At 48.1% G+C, this 16,645-nt stretch carries 17 protein-coding genes and 1 riboswitch; of the genes, 9 read left to right on the top strand and 8 right to left on the bottom strand.

All coding sequences use genetic code 11. The features are described from left to right. The first annotated feature begins 179 nt into the window (after positions 1-179). From ACUN27_RS35935 to ACUN27_RS35925, 3 genes are all read left to right on the top strand, one after another. The gene (locus ACUN27_RS35935; RefSeq protein ID WP_315954988.1) at positions 180-713 is read left to right on the top strand and encodes a DUF1003 domain-containing protein; all 534 of its coding nucleotides are present in this window, start codon (positions 180-182) and stop codon (positions 711-713) included. Positions 714-793: 80 nt separating this feature from the next. Beyond that, positions 794-958 carry a DUF1328 domain-containing protein gene (locus ACUN27_RS35930; protein WP_127458160.1) on the top strand — a complete coding sequence of 55 codons (165 nt, stop codon included), beginning with the start codon at positions 794-796 and terminating at the stop codon, positions 956-958. A gap of 76 nt (positions 959-1,034) precedes the next feature. Beyond that, positions 1,035-1,415 (top strand): general stress protein, encoded by a 381-nt coding sequence (locus ACUN27_RS35925; protein ID WP_326062284.1) that lies wholly within the window; start codon positions 1,035-1,037, stop codon positions 1,413-1,415. Between the two features lie 132 nt (positions 1,416-1,547). Here the strand turns inward: ACUN27_RS35925 and ACUN27_RS35920 are convergent, their stop codons facing one another. Next, positions 1,548-1,748, bottom strand: a complete 201-nt coding sequence (locus ACUN27_RS35920) for a cold-shock protein (protein WP_127457760.1) — start codon at positions 1,746-1,748, stop codon at positions 1,548-1,550. A gap of 71 nt (positions 1,749-1,819) precedes the next feature. Further along, positions 1,820-2,020 carry a cold-shock protein gene (locus ACUN27_RS35915; RefSeq protein WP_028555458.1) on the bottom strand — a complete coding sequence of 67 codons (201 nt, stop codon included), beginning with the start codon at positions 2,018-2,020 and terminating at the stop codon, positions 1,820-1,822. A gap of 188 nt (positions 2,021-2,208) precedes the next feature. Beyond that, a riboswitch (purine riboswitch) is annotated at positions 2,209-2,305 on the top strand. Between the two features lie 49 nt (positions 2,306-2,354). Between ACUN27_RS35915 and ACUN27_RS35910 the strand changes: the two genes are divergently transcribed. Next, positions 2,355-3,710 (top strand): 8-oxoguanine deaminase, encoded by a 1,356-nt coding sequence (locus tag ACUN27_RS35910; protein WP_445560524.1) that lies wholly within the window; start codon positions 2,355-2,357, stop codon positions 3,708-3,710. A gap of 65 nt (positions 3,711-3,775) precedes the next feature. Here the strand turns inward: ACUN27_RS35910 and ACUN27_RS35905 are convergent, their stop codons facing one another. Then, positions 3,776-4,108 (bottom strand): hypothetical protein, encoded by a 333-nt coding sequence (locus ACUN27_RS35905; RefSeq protein ID WP_326062283.1) that lies wholly within the window; start codon positions 4,106-4,108, stop codon positions 3,776-3,778. A gap of 117 nt (positions 4,109-4,225) precedes the next feature. Further along, positions 4,226-5,785 carry a copper amine oxidase N-terminal domain-containing protein gene (locus tag ACUN27_RS35900; RefSeq protein ID WP_315954984.1) on the bottom strand — a complete coding sequence of 520 codons (1,560 nt, stop codon included), beginning with the start codon at positions 5,783-5,785 and terminating at the stop codon, positions 4,226-4,228. A 186-nt stretch (positions 5,786-5,971) separates the two neighbouring features. On the opposite strand from ACUN27_RS35900, the gene ACUN27_RS35895 reads away from it, so the two are divergent. The 3 genes from ACUN27_RS35895 to ACUN27_RS35885 all read left to right on the top strand — a co-directional run bounded on the left by ACUN27_RS35895 (position 5,972) and on the right by ACUN27_RS35885 (position 9,613). Then, complete coding sequence (locus ACUN27_RS35895) at positions 5,972-6,499, top strand: NfeD family protein (protein ID WP_157323527.1); 528 nt, start codon at positions 5,972-5,974, stop codon at positions 6,497-6,499. A gap of 36 nt (positions 6,500-6,535) precedes the next feature. Continuing rightward, positions 6,536-7,984: a flotillin family protein gene (locus ACUN27_RS35890; RefSeq protein ID WP_315954983.1), complete on the top strand. Its 1,449-nt coding sequence runs from the start codon at positions 6,536-6,538 to the stop codon at positions 7,982-7,984. Positions 7,985-8,095: 111 nt separating this feature from the next. Further along, complete coding sequence (locus tag ACUN27_RS35885) at positions 8,096-9,613, top strand: HD domain-containing phosphohydrolase (RefSeq protein WP_326062282.1); 1,518 nt, start codon at positions 8,096-8,098, stop codon at positions 9,611-9,613. Positions 9,614-9,694: 81 nt separating this feature from the next. Here the strand turns inward: ACUN27_RS35885 and ACUN27_RS35880 are convergent, their stop codons facing one another. From ACUN27_RS35880 to ACUN27_RS35865, 4 genes are all read right to left on the bottom strand, one after another. Then, complete coding sequence (locus ACUN27_RS35880) at positions 9,695-10,978, bottom strand: MerR family transcriptional regulator (protein WP_445560523.1); 1,284 nt, start codon at positions 10,976-10,978, stop codon at positions 9,695-9,697. A 138-nt stretch (positions 10,979-11,116) separates the two neighbouring features. After that, complete coding sequence (locus ACUN27_RS35875; protein ID WP_315954980.1) at positions 11,117-12,406, bottom strand: hypothetical protein; 1,290 nt, start codon at positions 12,404-12,406, stop codon at positions 11,117-11,119. Next, the gene (locus tag ACUN27_RS35870) at positions 12,393-12,959 is read right to left on the bottom strand and encodes an RNA polymerase sigma factor (protein WP_127457751.1); all 567 of its coding nucleotides are present in this window, start codon (positions 12,957-12,959) and stop codon (positions 12,393-12,395) included. Before ACUN27_RS35870 ends, ACUN27_RS35875 begins: the two co-directional genes overlap by 14 nt. A gap of 275 nt (positions 12,960-13,234) precedes the next feature. Beyond that, positions 13,235-14,497: a hypothetical protein gene (locus ACUN27_RS35865; RefSeq protein ID WP_445560522.1), complete on the bottom strand. Its 1,263-nt coding sequence runs from the start codon at positions 14,495-14,497 to the stop codon at positions 13,235-13,237. A 177-nt stretch (positions 14,498-14,674) separates the two neighbouring features. On the opposite strand from ACUN27_RS35865, the gene ACUN27_RS35860 reads away from it, so the two are divergent. Both ACUN27_RS35860 and ACUN27_RS35855 read left to right on the top strand, forming a co-directional pair. After that, on the top strand, positions 14,675-15,124 hold the full coding sequence (locus ACUN27_RS35860; protein WP_315954977.1) for a hypothetical protein: 450 nt from the start codon (positions 14,675-14,677) through the stop codon (positions 15,122-15,124). Positions 15,125-15,367: 243 nt separating this feature from the next. Continuing rightward, on the top strand, positions 15,368-16,597 hold the full coding sequence (locus ACUN27_RS35855) for an S-layer homology domain-containing protein (protein WP_315954976.1): 1,230 nt from the start codon (positions 15,368-15,370) through the stop codon (positions 16,595-16,597). Positions 16,598-16,645: the final 48 nt, after the last annotated feature.

Below are 16,645 nucleotides of genomic sequence, written 5' to 3'. Positions count from 1 at the left end.
TGGCCCACAGTTCCCTTTATCTGTATGGAACAAGCTATTTCAGGAGAATAAAGGACTGTAGTTCCCAAATAACCATGGGTTAAGCTATCTAACCTCATATGCACTCCATCAACCCTTGTTTCGCCCGCAGCGCCAGCGGTTAACAATGTTTATAAATCACCAGAAAGAAGGAGATCACAATGAGCGTAGCAGATGAGCTGAAGACTCCAAATGAGCGCATACCCGATAAGCTGATTCAAGAGTTGGAGCGTGATACGCATGCCAAGCTTAATATCGAGCAGCTGACGCGGATTACCGCAATGGTCAGAGAGTATCAAGGGAATATCAAGTCGCATTTGACGCAGCAGCAGGCCAAAAAGTCGTCCTGGGCGGATCGCATTGCCGACCGTATCGCGGTATTTGGCGGAAGCTGGACGTTTATCGTGCTGTTCGCTCTTTTTCTGGTGAGCTGGATGCTGCTCAATCTGACGCGTTTTGCCTACGATAAGCCGCCGTTCATTTTGCTGAATTTGATACTTTCGTGCATATCGGCTTTTCAAGCGCCGGTTATCCTCATGAGCCAGAATCGTCAGGCAAATCGAGATAAGCAGGAGGCTATCCTGGATTTTGCCATTAATTATCGGGCTGAACAAGAGAATATGGAGATGAAGGAGCTGCTCGAACGGATGGATCAGAGGTTGGAGAGAATGGAACGGGAGATTTTCCACCGATAAATGTTTCATTTTAAGGACAAGCGGTTAATAGATATCATAGCCAAGCAACACAAATTTAAGATGAAAAGAGGGTGTTTCCTATGTTAGGCTGGGCTGTCATGTTTCTAATCATTGCTCTTGTAGCTGGTGTATTCGGATTTTTTGGAATTGTTTCAGCGGCAGTAGGAATTGCCAAAGTACTGTTCTTCGTATTCCTGATCATGTTTGTCGTATCGCTGATTTTCGGCAGACGCCGAGGCATCTAGTTCACAACTAGTCTACATGAACCCACAGTAACAATCGCTTAACCCAATAAAATCAATCGAAAGAGGAGGAATTACCATGAGTACTTACACAAGAGTGAGTGTGACAACCAATCTGCAAGAAGCGCAGGAGAAAGTACAGCAATTGTACAGGGAAGGCTTTTCGAGGGAACACATTTATGTACTGACGCACAGTGCTGAAGGTACCGATTTCGTCGCAAATTATACGGGTGCAGAGCAAATTACCGTGCAGGAGGAGGGCATGCTGACCGCTATAGCAAATCTTTTCCGTTCCCGCGGCGATGAGCTTAGGGCGAAGATGAAGGCTCTCGGCGTGCCGGATGTAGAGGCCAGTCGTTTGGAAGGTGAGCTGGATCGGGGGAAAATCCTTGTCCTGGCGAAGCCTTCCAGTGAGTACAAAGCCTATGATGAAGCAGATTTTCAGCGTACGATTTTATAAAAATGGACAGGGGAGACTCCTTCGCGGGTCTCTTTTTTCCTGTTCATAGCACTTATGAATAGCAAAGCCCTTATTGCCTCCATTCTCGGAGACAATAAGGGCTTCGGGTACTGCCGTAGGCTGTATTACTAATTATCGCCTGCTGCTTGTGTTCGATAAGGTTGGGAGCATCTTTGAATCCTTGACCATGGCAGAATGACAAATCGGACATTCCGGACTTTCGTCGAATGAAAAGTTATCTCTCATCCAACATGAGCACTGTTCCGTGCTGCAGGTCCAAATGTTCGTTTGCTCTTCGGGCACAGGTTCCATCGATTTCTTTGAAAAGTACATGTGAACTCCTCCTTGTCATTATAGACTCAGCCTCAGACTCGCAAGCAGTGTATAGCAATATGTGGTAAGGACTACAGCTTGACTACATTTTCAGCTTGCGGTCCGCGGTTACCTTGAACAACTTCAAATTGTACGCGTTGGCCTTCATCCAAGCTTTTGAAACCTTCCCCTGTAATAGCGCTGAAGTGAACGAACACATCATTGCCGCCTTCCATTTCGATAAAGCCAAACCCTTTTTCTGCATTAAACCATTTTACAGTACCTGTTTCCATGTAGACATAAACCTCCAATAATTTGTTCCTGCGTGTTGCTCTTGGATCATTCAGAACCTGACAGCTTGTTAACGCAGCTTTGATAATATATCCATTTCGAAGGGAGCTTATTCCAATTTCGTGAAAAAATCATTTCAAACCAATTGACGCGCTCCCAAAAGTTGCCTATACTGAGGCTAAATATGGCTTCAAATCATAATTTCATAGTTCGTATAACCTCGATAATTTGGTTCGGGGGCTCTACTGGGAACCTAAGTCCTAACTACGAACACAATATATGCTTATATATTGTGTTTGTTGGTTAGGATTTTTTTACGTTGAGGAGGAATGAAAGATGGGTTCATTATTAATTCGCAATGCGCAGGCTATTGTTACGGTGGATGCCGGGGATCGTGTGTTGGAACGGACGAATATCCTTATCGAAGGGAATCGGATTACGAAGATGGGGAAGGACATGTATGAAGCAGACAGGGTTATCGATGCCTCGCAAATGTTTGTGTACCCAGGCTTGGTTAACGTGCATCATCACCTGTATCAGACGTTTACGCGCAATTTGCCGCAGGTGCAAAAGCTGGAGTTATTCGACTGGCTCCGCTATCTATATGAAATTTGGAAGGGGATCACGCCTGATACCGTGTATCACAGCTCCCTAACAGGCATTGCCGATCTCATGAAAAATGGGTGTACCACCGTTTTCGACCATCATTATGTATTTCCGCAGCAAAATAGCGCTCATTTCATCGATAAGCAGTTCGAAGCAGCCGAACGCCTAGGCATTCGCTTCGTAGCTTCCAGAGGGTCCATGACGCTTGGCAAGGATCAAGGAGGTTTACCTCCTATGAGCGTCGTGCAGGACCTGGATACGATCCTTGCTGACAGTGAGAGGCTGATTGATCGTTATCACGATGCCAGCGCAGGCTCGATGCGTCAGGTGGTGCTGGCGCCGTGCTCACCCTTCAGCGTCTCCGCAGAGCTGATGCGGGAGTCGGCGAAGCTGGCTAGAGCCAAAGGCGTACGGCTTCACACTCATCTGGCTGAGACGAAGAATGAAGAAGCCTATACGCTTGAAAGATTCGGCATGAGACCGCTGGCTTATATGGAAAGCCTGGACTGGTTAGGGTCCGACGTGTGGTACGCCCATGGCATTCATTTTAACGATGAGGAAATGAGGGTGCTCGCGCAAACCCAAACCGGCGTCGCCCATTGCCCGATTTCCAACATGAAGCTTTCGTCCGGTATCGCGAGAGTCCCCGAAATGCTCAATATGGGAATTCCCGTAGGCTTGGCGGTGGATGGCAGTGCATCCAATGACGGATCGAACTTGCTTGAGGAGCTCAGGGTAGCGTATTTGCTGCACAGACTGCAATCCAGCGCTCAGGCGCCCAGCGGCTATGATTTATTGAAAATCGCCACCAGAGGCGGCGCTGAAATTTTAGGCAGATCCGATATCGGATCGCTTGAGGTAGGGAAGGCCGCGGACTTGTTCATGGTTCGTGTAGACCATATTGACGCTGTAGGGACGCAGACCGACCCCAAATCATGGCTGGCAACGGTTGGCCTTAAGCGACCAGTGGATTACACCATCGTGGCTGGAAAGGTCGTCGTCGAGAACGGCAGGCTTGTTGGAGAGGATGAGGAACGGCTTGCGATGGACTGCCAAGCATCGTTCGAACGTTTTATGCAACAGTAAGAGAACGAAAAAAGCCCGCACCTCTCGCAAGGCCTTTACAGACCAAGGGAGGGCGAACTTTCCTTTTAAGCAAGCAATAAAATGACTAGCAGCTCGAACAGAACTAACGTCAAAATTTGATTGTACTGAGCAGGCGTATATATAGGTCTGTGGTGCCCGAAAGGCTGAGCATGCGGGGTAACATGCAGATAAGCATGGTGGCCATCCACATTCACCAGCACGCCTTCATACGTATGACCGTCTATAGTTGTGACGCGAATCGTACGACCGACATGGGGGTGAACAGCTCCCATAATCGTGTTCCGCTTGTGCATCATTTGATGCTGCCAGTCTGGTTCTGCTTGATAAAGAACTTGCGATCCTTGATGACCGGGGTGTTGCGACGGATTCATATACATAGCTTTCGCTCCTTTTTCGTGCGGCTGCGCGCATCGGTAGGCTTTTTGCCTAGGTTCACTACAGACTATTCAGCCGTCCGAAAAAGGTGCGTTTGCCTATCCACTTATTCCAAGATACTAATCGCGTTTAATTGTTACCACACGAGTATCATCGTCAAAGGATACTTTACCGCCAAGCGACTCTGCGATGAAACGAATCGGCACGAAGGTAGATCCATTATGGAGCGTTGCAGCACTTTCCAACTCAATGGAAGCACCGTCAACAGTAGCAATCTTACTATCAAGTTTCAGTACAATCGTTTTACCGCTTAACAAGTCTTTGATGGTAACTTCCTGCAAGTCGCCGTTCCAGCTAACCTCAGCGCCAAGCTTTTCGGATATAAAGCGCACCGGCACCATGGTTTTGTTATCTGCATTAATGAATGGCTGCGGTGTATCGCTAGTCGAGCCAGCATCGCCATCCGTCAGCTTTAAGTTAACTTCCTTCTTCGTTACTTTCATATCTTCACGAAGCATTTTGTAGAATGTGGACTGGTTATCCAAGTCGCCCAGCACGCGATAAATGGAGGAAGCGTCCTTTCCAACTTGTACGGCGCCGCCGGAGATATCCATGGTATCAGCTGTAACCGGTTTATTCATATTCCAGGTTTCGCTTGCGAAGGAGATTTTAAGCCCTGCAACGCCAGTGCCTTTATCGGGAAGCGGGACGTTGACCGCAAGTGTTTGCTTACGAATGAATTTATCGGCATCGATGTAAAGATCAGCCTGCAGCGTAGACTTGGCGTCAAACAAGCCTTTAATGGGCATCACACCTTGCTCGGCATTCCCGCTAATGGCTTCTTCGAAAGAGGCAGCCGCTTTCTCCAGGAAATCATGGATAGGCTCATAAACGAGTCCGATGGCTAATTGTTTGTTGCTCAAAATCGTCATGGCGAAGTCGGCGGAACCGGACTTGACCTGATCTTCAATCACAGGTGACAAAGCATCGTACAATTGGCTCAGCAGCTCTTTTAATCCAGCTTCGTCCGCCAAGATATTGCTGAACAGTTTCTGGAGCAGGGTGGCTAGCTCAGTGCCGTTCAGTTCAATATGTGCTTGCTGGAGGGAGAGGTCGGCACCGTTAACTTTGTCCGTAACAGATGAGACCGAAATATTCGAAGGATTTGCCGTATTCGCTAAAATAAGTCCAATTACCGAAGATTTAATCTCGGCTAGTTTATTTCCGAACTGTTCCTGAATGACGGTTGGCAGCATTTTGGTGAGCGTTGCATCCGACCCGCCTAAGACGTCATAAACAATCGGTTTTTTCGCGCCTTCAATACTTAAAATAATTTTCGTACCTTCTGTAGCAAGCTTGAAGGGGATGGAGCCCTTCCCGTATGTAATTGTACCTTCTGCTGAAGTCTGTTGTGCGTTCTGTGTTTTCACGTTCGTAAGCTCAACTTGTACATGTTGCAGAGCGCTGAGCGACTTCTGCTCGTCAGCTGTTAGCTTGGAGGTGTCGCCGGGGACGAACTCAATCTGCAAGGTGCCTTTGGATTCGGAGGACTTCACGGTTGCGCTGTTTTTAATCGCCTCAGCAAGATCTAAGCCTTGTACAGCTTGGCAACCTGTCAGCGCAAGCAGCAGGAACACCATGGCGGCGGATACCCACCAAGTCATTTTCTTTTTGTACATGTGTTAATCTACTCCTTAGTTTTAATAGAAATAACAAAAAGACGTCCAATGATTATACGCTATGCACCAAAGAAGGATTCGCTTGAAAACGGATTATTTTTTGACCGAAACCTTTTATTACCAATTTCGTCTATATTTATTAGATGGAGTATGCTTCCTGAAGGAGGCCACAAGGAGGTGACGTCTATGATGACTTTGTTTGCGGTATGTTTTTTTGTAGGCCTTGTACTAACTGTTCTTGTTACATTTTTTGGAGGCGACTTTTTCGAGGTCCACGGAGATACCGGAGGAGCACATGGCCATGGGGGACCGTCCTTCTTCAACTTGTCTTCCCTATTAGCGAGCTTAACGGTATTCGGTGGGATGGGGTATATGCTGAGTGAGGTAGGAATGACCAGCAGTTTATTCATCCTGCTCATTGCTATTGGCGCCGGGCTTTTTGTGGGTTGGCTGTTCTTCCTTTTCTATGCCAAAGTCATCTATAAGCATGATGACAGCATGAGAGAAAGCGATTTTGAACTCAATGGACAGTTAGGGAAGCTGATTGTGCCCATTAACGGAAAGGGAATCGGCGAGATGGTGATTGTGATGCAAGGGACCAAACGGTCCATCAGCGCGCGATCCGAGCTTGGAGAATCGATACCCAAAGGAGCGAGGGTGGTCATTCTTCATATGGATAAAGGCGTCGCTACAGTAAGTCAATTTAGTGATTAAACTTGAGGGTATTACTAACTTCCGGGAGGTTATTTGATGACGTTAACGATTTTGTATACGGTTGTTGCGATTGTGCTTGTTGTTTTCATTTTACTTACTACCATTGTTAGAGCCTATAAGAAAGTTCCGCCGAATGAGGCGATGATCGTGTTCGGTTTGGGCGGCAAACGCGTCGTGCAGGGCGGAGGAACGTTTGTCATTCCGGGCTTTCAGAGCTACAAAACAATTTCCATGATGCTCATGAGCTTCGACGTCAAGCCGGATCAGCCCATGTTCTCTCAACAGGGGATACGGCTTAAGATCGAGGCGGTTGCCCAGATCAAAATTCAAAGCGACCCCATCGCCATCGCCACGGCCTCCGAGCAGTTTCTGGACCACACGCTGCTGGAGCGTGAAATGATGATTCTTCATTCCGTTGAGGGGCATCTGCGCGGGTTGGTTGGCCAATTAACGGTAGAAGCTATCCTCAAGAATCCGGATGAGTTGAACAGCAAGATGAGGGAGACGTGCTCGGAGGATTTGGATAAAATGGGGCTGAGCCTGATCTCCTTCGTCCTCAAGCGTGTGGCGGATGATCAAGGTTATATTGAGAACCTTGGTGTGCCGGAAGTGGAGCGCATCCGCAAAAGCGCCAGCATTGCCAGAGCCGAGGTCGAACGGGACATCCAGATCCGACAAGCGGATACAGAAAAAGAATCGGCTATTCGCAAAGCAGAGGCGCACCAGCTGAAGGTCGAAGCCGAAACGGTCGCATCGGCCAAAGAAGCGCAGTACCGCAAAGAGCTAAGCATGCGAGAAGCGGAGTTTAAGCAGGAAACGACGAGCCGGCAGGCGGAAGCGGACTTGGCTTATGAGCTGAAGCAGAAGCAGATTCAGCAGTCGCTCGTGACGGAGCAGGTGAGAATCAGGCAGATGGAAGCTGAAGCGAACAAGACCGTACGGCAGATTGAAGTTGAGCTGAAGCAAAAGGAACTCGAGGCGTCGGTCATCAAGCCCGCCGAAGCGGAGAAGCAGGCTGCGATTATGCGCGCCGAAGTGAGCAAACAGCGGCAAATTCTCGAAGCCGAGGCGGATGCCGAGTCGACGAGAAAGCGCGGTGAAGCGACGGCCGAGGCGGAGCTCGCCAAAGGGAAAGCGAATGCGGAAGTCGTTCGCTTGGCGGGGCTTGCTGAAGCGGAGGCGCTGGAGAAGAAAGCCGAAGCCTACAAGCAGTACACGCAGGCGGCGGTGACGGTGGAAATTCTTCGCATTCTGCCGGAGTTAGCGGAGAAGATTGCAGCGCCACTGAGCAACGTGGACAAAATCACGGTGATCTCCCAAGACGGTGCGACATCCGGCGTGAACAAGGTGACAGGCGACATCGTCAAAATGATCGCCCAAGTGCCTGAAATTACGCAGACACTAACAGGTCAGAGTGTTACGGAGCTTGCACGCGCCTTCCTCGGCAAGGACAATGTGCCTAATGTGAATAAGGAAACGGAATGAATCCAAGTGAATGTCCTTGGCCCCTAGGGCTGAGGGCATTTTTTTATAAGCGTAAAAGGGCGAATTGCTATACAATAGGGACTAAGTTTAGAGTGAAATGAGGCATCCGTCATGGTTATTTACCAAAGGTTTCTGCGAGATTTGATCCGCAATTATATCATAGGTTCGGGTATTGCTGTTGTTGTGGTTGGCGGGGTCATTATTTCAACGACCTTATCCATTTCGAATGCAGAAATGGTGCGTATTTTCTTCATTATGACCATTTCCCTAGGTGTCATGATGCTGGCGGAGCTGCTGGTGTTTCGCAGGCACATGCAACCCATTCGGACCCTGCTGAAGCAGGAGGCGCCTGACTTAACGTCCATTCGGGACGCTTATTTGCAAACTCATCGCTTTCCGGCACTGTCCGTGAAACGGATTCTGGGGCCTCATTTTCTTGGCCTGTCGATTCCAGCCATGACGATGGCGTCCATCGGGATTGCGATGGGCTGGCTTTCACTGCCGGCTTATTATATTGGGCTTGCCGGAGTAGGTGCTGTGCTTGTGGCAAGCATGCATGCTTTGCTTGAATTTTTTACGACAGCCCAGGCGATCCGGCCGGTTCTTATCCATATCCGTGAGGTAGGCCAGCGCCTTTATGGGGAGGACGTCTCTTTGGATGGGCGCGTGATTGTTTCCATTCAACGCAAATTCCAGTTAAGCGCGTTCTTGATTGGAACGATGCCGCTGTTCCTTTTTAGCTTAGCAACGCAAATTCGTCTTCTTTCACAGTCTTCGGATTTTACGGTGGATTATTGGAAGTGGGCGGGGATCATTCTGCTGCTTGGCGTGGGGTTTTCCTCTCTTGGGGCACGGATGCTGGCCAGAGATATTCAACAGCCTATCGGAGACTTGTACCGAGCGATGAGAGACGTGCAATCCGGGGACCTGCAGGTTAGGGCTTCGGATTTATATTCAGATGAATTTTCAAGATTGGTTGCAGGTTTTAATCATATGGTCAAAGGGCTTGAAGCGCGCGAGAGTATGAATAATCAGCTGCTGCAGAGTTATTATTCCACATTAGCTGCTGCCCTTGACGCTAGAGATGCTTATACGGCAGGGCACTCCACACGCGTTGCTCAGTATTCCCTTCTGATTGGAAAAGCTGTGGCTTTAAGTGAGCAGGAACTCGATCTATTGAAGAAAACAGCCCTGCTTCATGACATAGGGAAGATAGGCGTTCGTGACAATGTATTGCTGAAAGAGGGCCGATTGACCGCTGAGGAGTTTGAGAAAATCAAGCTGCATCCGGTGCTAGGCGAATCGATCCTGAAGCAAATTGAGCCGGCGGAGGCGATGGCGCCTTTGCTTCCGGGCGTGCGCTCACATCATGAGCGCTATGATGGCAAGGGATATCCGGACGGCCTGAAAGGCCAGGAGATCCCAGAATTTGGGCGCATTATCGCGGTAGCCGATGCGTTCGACGCAATGACCTCCGATCGTCCTTATCGGAAGGGGATGGCGGTTGAGAAGGCGATGGCCATTCTCGCGGAGGGCAAAGGGACGCAGTGGGATCCCAGCTATGCGCAGGCGTTTATTGATGTTTTCATGAGCTCGAACCCTGGGAAGAAGACATCACAGGTAAGTTGACCGCATGAAACAGCAAATGCATAAATAATAGAGCCCGCTGCTGCGTGAAGGAAGGTCTATTATTTATGCAATCCATGACGATCAATTGATAACAGGATAGCCTAAGAATTCGGCAATCTTATCCAGTAATCGTTGCTGTGCAGTCATTTTTTGAAACATGTCATCGTATTTTTTGTTCAGGTCATCTTTCAGTTGGTTCATTTCCCCGGTAACGCCTTCATATTGCTGGTTCAGCAACTGCGTTGTGGCAATAAGCAGTTCACCTTTGACGTCTTGTTCAGAGGCTTCTTGGATCTGCTGTTGAATAGCTTGGATGACATTCTGAAGTCCTTTCACTTTAAGAGAAGCACCTTCAAATTGTCGGTGTAACAATTCAATGGTTGTAGCGATTTCACTTCGGATGTCCTGTTCAATGAGCTCAGCGATCTTGTTAACAAGAATCTGATTAACGCTGCTAAGTTCCGTTACTTCCTCCGTAAGGGCGTCACAGCGGTTGCCCAGCTTCTGTACTTCCTCCGAAACACCTTCGACTTGTGGTCTCAGTAGCTCAGTTGCAGCGGAGAGGATCTCACCTTTGAGGTCGATCTCCGAAGTCTCGGGTTGTGCTTGGACTTGCGCCTGCACTTGCTCTTGCGATTGCGCGAGACGCTGGATTTCATTACGCAGGTCCGCTATTTCATCCGAAACGCTATGATATCGTGTATCCAATGCTTCAACAGTGGTTATCAAGCTTTCTTCCTGACTTGTTTGTTCCGGTGTTTTTATGACCTTCTGCATGAGAGAATGGACAATGGCGCTTAGCTCTGTGAATTTATGCGTTAACAGATCGAACTGAAAGTTGGAGTGATCCATAGCAGGTGATGAAGCTCTGCCGGCTGTAACTGATGCTATACTGGCTTTTTGATTCAGGTTATCTGCGTAGTCCTTTAACTTCTCCGTTGTTTTGTTCGATTCTATCTTTTGCTTGAGGAGCTGTACCGAATTACGCAATTCGATCGTATCATTGTTAAACTGAGCGTTCGATTTGTTGACAGCCAGCGGGGGAGTAATGGAGCCGGAAATAGCAGGAGACGGAGGAGAAGCCGGAGTTTCAGGTTGCGCAGTTTGTATATCTTTGGGAAGTGCAAGAGCTTCCTTATCACGCATTTCCTGTAACTGTTCTTTTATGAACTTAAGTGGCTTATTGGCGTCTTTCATCCTGGCGATGACTCGAAACATTTCGATGGCCTCTTCCGTGTACCTGAGTGAACCGTCAACCGCTACGATCGGAAGAAATTCGCGAAAGTGATTGGACCATTCGACGACAGATGCACGTGTCTTTCCGATTTTGCCGGCGATTTCGGTGAGCTTATATGATCTTTTCATTGTTCTGTATCGTCATCCTTTCTTCTTAAGCTCTTTAGGCTTAGGCAATTAGCTGTAACATTGTATTCAGGACATGAAACAAATGACAATGAAAAAAGAGTCCATTCCCAACAACTGGGGAATGGACCTTTCTTGTTTTTAATCAATCGACGGCACATGTTTATCCGTCTCTGGTGCTAAATACCGACCAACCTTATCAATCCATTCCTCGACATAATGATCTGTGGCCCACTGCGCCATGACAAGCTGCTCACCGGGGAGCAGATTCAGCACAAGCTGTGGATCACTCCCGGGTGCCTGGCCGTAGGGATAGAACTTGAGCTTGCCGTTTTCAAAGATAACGAGCATATCGTTCATCGGCGAAGTTAAAGCATCGGTCGCTTGCGGCCAGGAAGACTGAATGCCGTTCCAGTTGCAGCACAAATCGTCGTGGTTGACGACTTTATCGGGCAGCTCTCGCGGGAAGTCATGCAGCGCATAGCTGTCGGGTACTGCCGCCGTGTTTGTGACACGCGGCGTTTCAGCGACCTTGCCAACCCAGTGCCCTGGTTCACGCTGAACCGTCCAGCTTTCGCCAGAGACCTCGCCGCGCAAACTGCTGGATATGCTTGCAAGCACGCCGCTGATATTCGTGTTCGTGCCGTAGACATCAGCGATAGATACGTGATTCTTGTCCACCGGTTTGTTGTAAAACTGTACGGTGTGGCCTTCTTTTAATTGCGGCAGTGTGCGGACCCAGATGCGATCTGCCTGATAGGGCGTGCCGCCACGCACGGTCTGTTCCGACTCGGCAATAGATACATATTGATTCCCTGCAAATAGGAGGGTTTCTGTCCGATTGAGCTGCTCGTCTTCTTGATCCGGGAAAACTTCCGGTTTCACGGGCTGATCCGCCAAATGAGCGGATAAGTAATGGAATTCATCTGTTTTCGTTCGATGGACCAACGAATCGATTTTCCAGAAGTTTTGCTTATAAGGCATAAGAATCCCTGAGCCTTCGGACGTCTTCTGCAGCTGCCCCCGAACAGGCGCGATCAGCATCGTGCGATAGGTACTATAGCGCATGGGTTTCAGTACGCGCCCAGGCTCGCTGGCAGGCTCATGTTCGGTCCTTAAGCCAATCAGCAAAGCCGTGGTAATCGGCGTAGGAGAGAGGTTTAAGGACGCAGTTGTTGCTGTGATGGCTGCATCTGCGACAGGTGCGGCATCACTTTGGGTATGTAGCGTATTCCAAGGGAAAAGCAAGATCGCGGCCGCGATTGCACCGACACCAGCGAAGCAAAGCATGGGCTTGATTCTTGGCTTCGTTCGTTCTTTGCGTTCAACCGCTTCTTCAATCTCGCGCTGAAGCTTGGAAGTAAAGCCTGGGCGCTCAAGCGGTCCTGATTCCAATTGTTTGCGTAAATCATCCGGATCAGGATTCTTCAAGAGCCTCACGCTCCTTCAATTTGACCACCTTGAGTCTGGCGTGATGAAGCCGTGATTTAACGGTTCCCTCCGATATATTAAGGATAGACGCCATTTCTTTCGTTGAGAGCTGATAGTGGGCATGCAAAATCAGAATTTCCCTGTATTTCGGTGGAAGGGAAATTACTTTTTTCCAAATGTCGCTGGCATATAATTTCTCCATAGCTTCTGTTTCGGCAGAACTTGATGTACCTGTAGATTGAATGAAGCCAACAAGGGTAACTTTGCGCCAGAAGGCCTTGCGTAAATAGTCATAAGTAGTATTGCGTGTAATCGTAAGAAGCCAGGTCTTAACCGAAGCTTCGCCGCGGAATGTAGTAAGATTGCGATAAACTTTTAGGAAGGCATCTTGGGCAATATCATCAGCTAAATCGGAGTTGCGGCAAATGCTGAAAGCGTAATTCCAAACATCATTTCCGTAGGTCTCCATTAAATTGCGAAGAATGACTTTTTGATCTGTTGTTTCAGATACGTACTTTAAATACTCAAATACATGGACACCGGTCGTCTCCATTCTCTCACCTCTCTGAATTAGACGTTTGCAGGTTCCAAAAAGTTCGCAAAACGCCCAAAAAATTTTTACGGCATTATCCCCCTACTTAAATAATTCGAAAGGATATTGCCGCAAGAGTCGGAGAATGAAGTTAGATAGGCAGAAAAGAAGTAGGTCGGATTCTAGAGGAGATTTGAGCCGGGGAAGAGAATGGGTCCTGTATATAGGAAGTGGACGCTACCGAATTATCCGTCTAAATGAAACGGCTGAAGGGTTCCAACGTGTTGTTCAGCCGTTTAAAGCGCAGGATTAGCGTGCTGGCGGTCGATTCTACCCACTGTGATAGCTTTGTAACGCCAGAACGTCTCATGAATGAGCGCAGCTTCCTCCTCATTTAGATACTGAACCAGCACCGTCACTTCCGGAAGCTTATGCTTTTGATGAGGGAGGGAATGTTTGGATTTGATAAGGAGTCCGATGCCGAACCCGAGCAGGAAGCCGCCAAAACCGTAGATAAGTCCCCAAATGATAGGCCCCCATTCTAAGATGAAGCCTAGGCTAATCCCCAAGACACTGCAGGCTGTTGCGCTGGCAAAGCCGATTTCAACGGATTTAGCTGTACGATCAAAGCGTTGATCAACAATGGATAACGATTTATCTGCATGGGCGTCCATGAGGACGGGGCGAATGCGGCTTGGATGAATACCGCTGTGCTCCAACATGCTTAAAGCTTGCTCTAACTCCGTACAATGCTCAAATGTGCCTATCATCCACAAAGGAGAGTTCATCTCGGTTCCATTCATCGATGCGATCCTGGCTTTCTCATAATAATCGGTTAAAAATTGACGCTGGGTGATGCGGAAAAGCCGATTTTGTTCAATCGAGCTGGTATAAGAATGGTACATGGCACCTCCTAGAACGGAAGGCATGAACATAAGCCACTGAGGGTTCAGAATACTGACAACCATACGGTTATGACCCAAGATGAGAGCCATAAGCGCTTCATAGAAGTGAGAAAATGTGAGATAAATCCACCACCAGAAAATACCGTAAAAGCCAAGCCAAATGTGCTTGTTGTATAGCTGTCCAAGACCCGGAAAAAGAAATGAGCAGTAGGCGGCGATAAGAGGTCTCTTTTTCTCAAGAAACTGGATGCCGGTTGAACGCATGAGATGTATCGGGATTCGTCCGTTTTCCAGCATGGCCAGTTCGTAGTGCTTATTCGCTTCAATGGAGCAGCGATAGCTGTCCCAGATTGCAAAAAAATAAATAAACATATAACCGAATAGCCACTCGGGACGCAAAACTTGCTTCGCCATCGCGAAATTGCCGCTAAACGAATACACCATAGCCAGATTAATATTGGCCAATGAATTAATAATGACTTCAGAAAGCGTTAACAGAACACCTGTCGTGTTCTTGTACATGAGCAGATGTCCAAAACCAGGGAAGGAGGCTGACCACCAGGCAACCATGAAGGGGTTGCGGCGTTGGGCATAGATAATATCAAACCTTCTGACAGCAGCCATTGTCCATCGGGAGGTGGAATGTGTTGACAAAGGAAACCCGTCCTCTTCACTTCAAAATGTCTTTGGATTAGTATCGCAGGTATTGGTATTTTTTATGCAAATAATAGGGCAAATGCGAATTGCAGCCTTGACAATAGAAGGTATTAGCACGCAATATGTAGGAAGGATACTGCATGTAAATCAGGTCCTTTGGAGAGGAAGAACACAATGAATTTCGTTGAGCATGTCATGGATCACCTGCGTTCCGGAGTCATTAACAATTACCCTCAGCCAGTTGCCTTGAATATGGGCTTAGCGTATACCGTTAAACTGGAAGATAAGAAGACGAATTTAATTTGGCTGCCTTTTGAGTATACAGGTCTTGCATACGTGGATATGGGGCGACAGGTCAATGTGCATCCTTATTATAGAGGCGTGATTTTTGAGGAAATTGAACTCTCTAGGGGAACGGATCTTCACAAGCCGCAAACGGAAGAGGCCTTTGTGAAAGCCGTATTTCTGAAAAGCTTTGAGATGCATCAGCTGCTCCAGCAGGAGAAATATGCCTACTTGCAGGGGAGCGCACCGGATTTCCTAACAAAGATGTTATACATAACAGATTGGCTCCGTTACTACAATTCAATGAAAACCGTTGGCGCAGGCAGAAAATTGGGCTAAGTGCCGGAATAATAGGACTATACTTTCTACGGTTGTAGAGGGTGTGGTCCTTTTTAATATGCAGAGAGACGGAATCATTCATGGATTAAAGCCCGCCCCTGCGGCTATAGACCCAATCCTGCTAGTGCTTGGCACTCTTCTCTTACTAGGCTTTAAGGCTATTCTCAAAGGTTAATAGAAGCCTTATCCTAGAGATTGGTACAAGTTGGTATCAAAAATTTGTAGAGGGCGGAGAGTCTTAACATGGGGCAGTTGAATAAATGGATAGCCATAGCAGTGGCTTGCTGTGTAATAACCATAGGGGTTGGACAAACAAAAAGTGAAGCGGCTACGATGTCGGACATACGAGGGCACTGGGCGGAGCAGACGATTACCCAGATGGCGCAGCAAGGGCTGCTGGATGGATTCCCGGACGGAACGTTTCGACCAGATGATGCGGTGACGGCTGACCAATTCGTGAAAATCGTTTTGCTTGCGTTTACAGATAAGTTTCCGAATGGTGAGCGCAATTGGAAAGCAAGCTTTCTGCAAGCACTAAGCGCGGGTAATCAGAGCATTTTGAAACAGGATTACCGGGATTTCACCTTTAAGCCAAGCACGGTTGGGTATTGGGCGAAGCCGTACTTGGACTTGGCCAGCGATCTTCATTTCATTAGTAAAGGGCAGTTCACGGATTATAAAGCGAAGCTGAAACGTGAGGACGTAGCTGAGATTTTGTATTACTTGCTGAAGGAAACCGAGTATTTGGAAGATGAGGTATACAGCCTCAAAGCGGCTTCCCAATTCGGTGATCTGCAAAGCGCGACGTCCAGACAGCAGAAATTTATCGGCGAAGCGATGACGAAGGGGATTATGGAAGGATACCCGAACGGTTATTTTGGTGTGGGGCGATATGTTACCCGTGCAGAAGCCTTGCAAATTATTACTCGTTTGCAGACGAAGTCCAAGCGGATCAGCGTGAAAAACGAGGGAGACTCCTTCATTAAAGTCGTACCGACCAAAGATGGCAGCTATAAAAAACTGATATTCCCTGATCAGCGCATGCTCGATGCTTATAGCATGATGGAGGATGCAGGCAAGCTGCGAGGGACGAATTATGACTTGGAAGAAACAACGCTCCGCCTGTTCCGCGATGCGGATGCCAAAGCGCTTGCCGTGAACGGGGCGACAGCTGATATACGTAACAGTAATGAAGCATCGTTGTGGCTTGATCCTCAATTTTTGACCTATGGCGTAACCGTTCGCCTTGAGGATGGGACTCTGGCGCGCAATATGGAAAGTATTCGCAAGTTTACGGATTTCCTTTTTGGTTATGATGCGGACATCTTCTATCGCCACTTTACAGATGCGTGTGAGCGCGCTGCAGCAAAGGGCGTACTGGAAACAACGACGAAGCAGATTGGCAGCTTCTCCGTGGAGACGCGGCTTGAGCCGGATGGCAAGACCCTTGTTTTCTCAATTATACATACTTAATCATTAACGGCATTAAAAAATGAGGTGTACATACAAGTTGTACACCTC

The organism is Paenibacillus sp. WC2504, from assembly GCF_052682475.1.
This window is presented reverse-complemented; position numbering and strand designations above follow the sequence as displayed.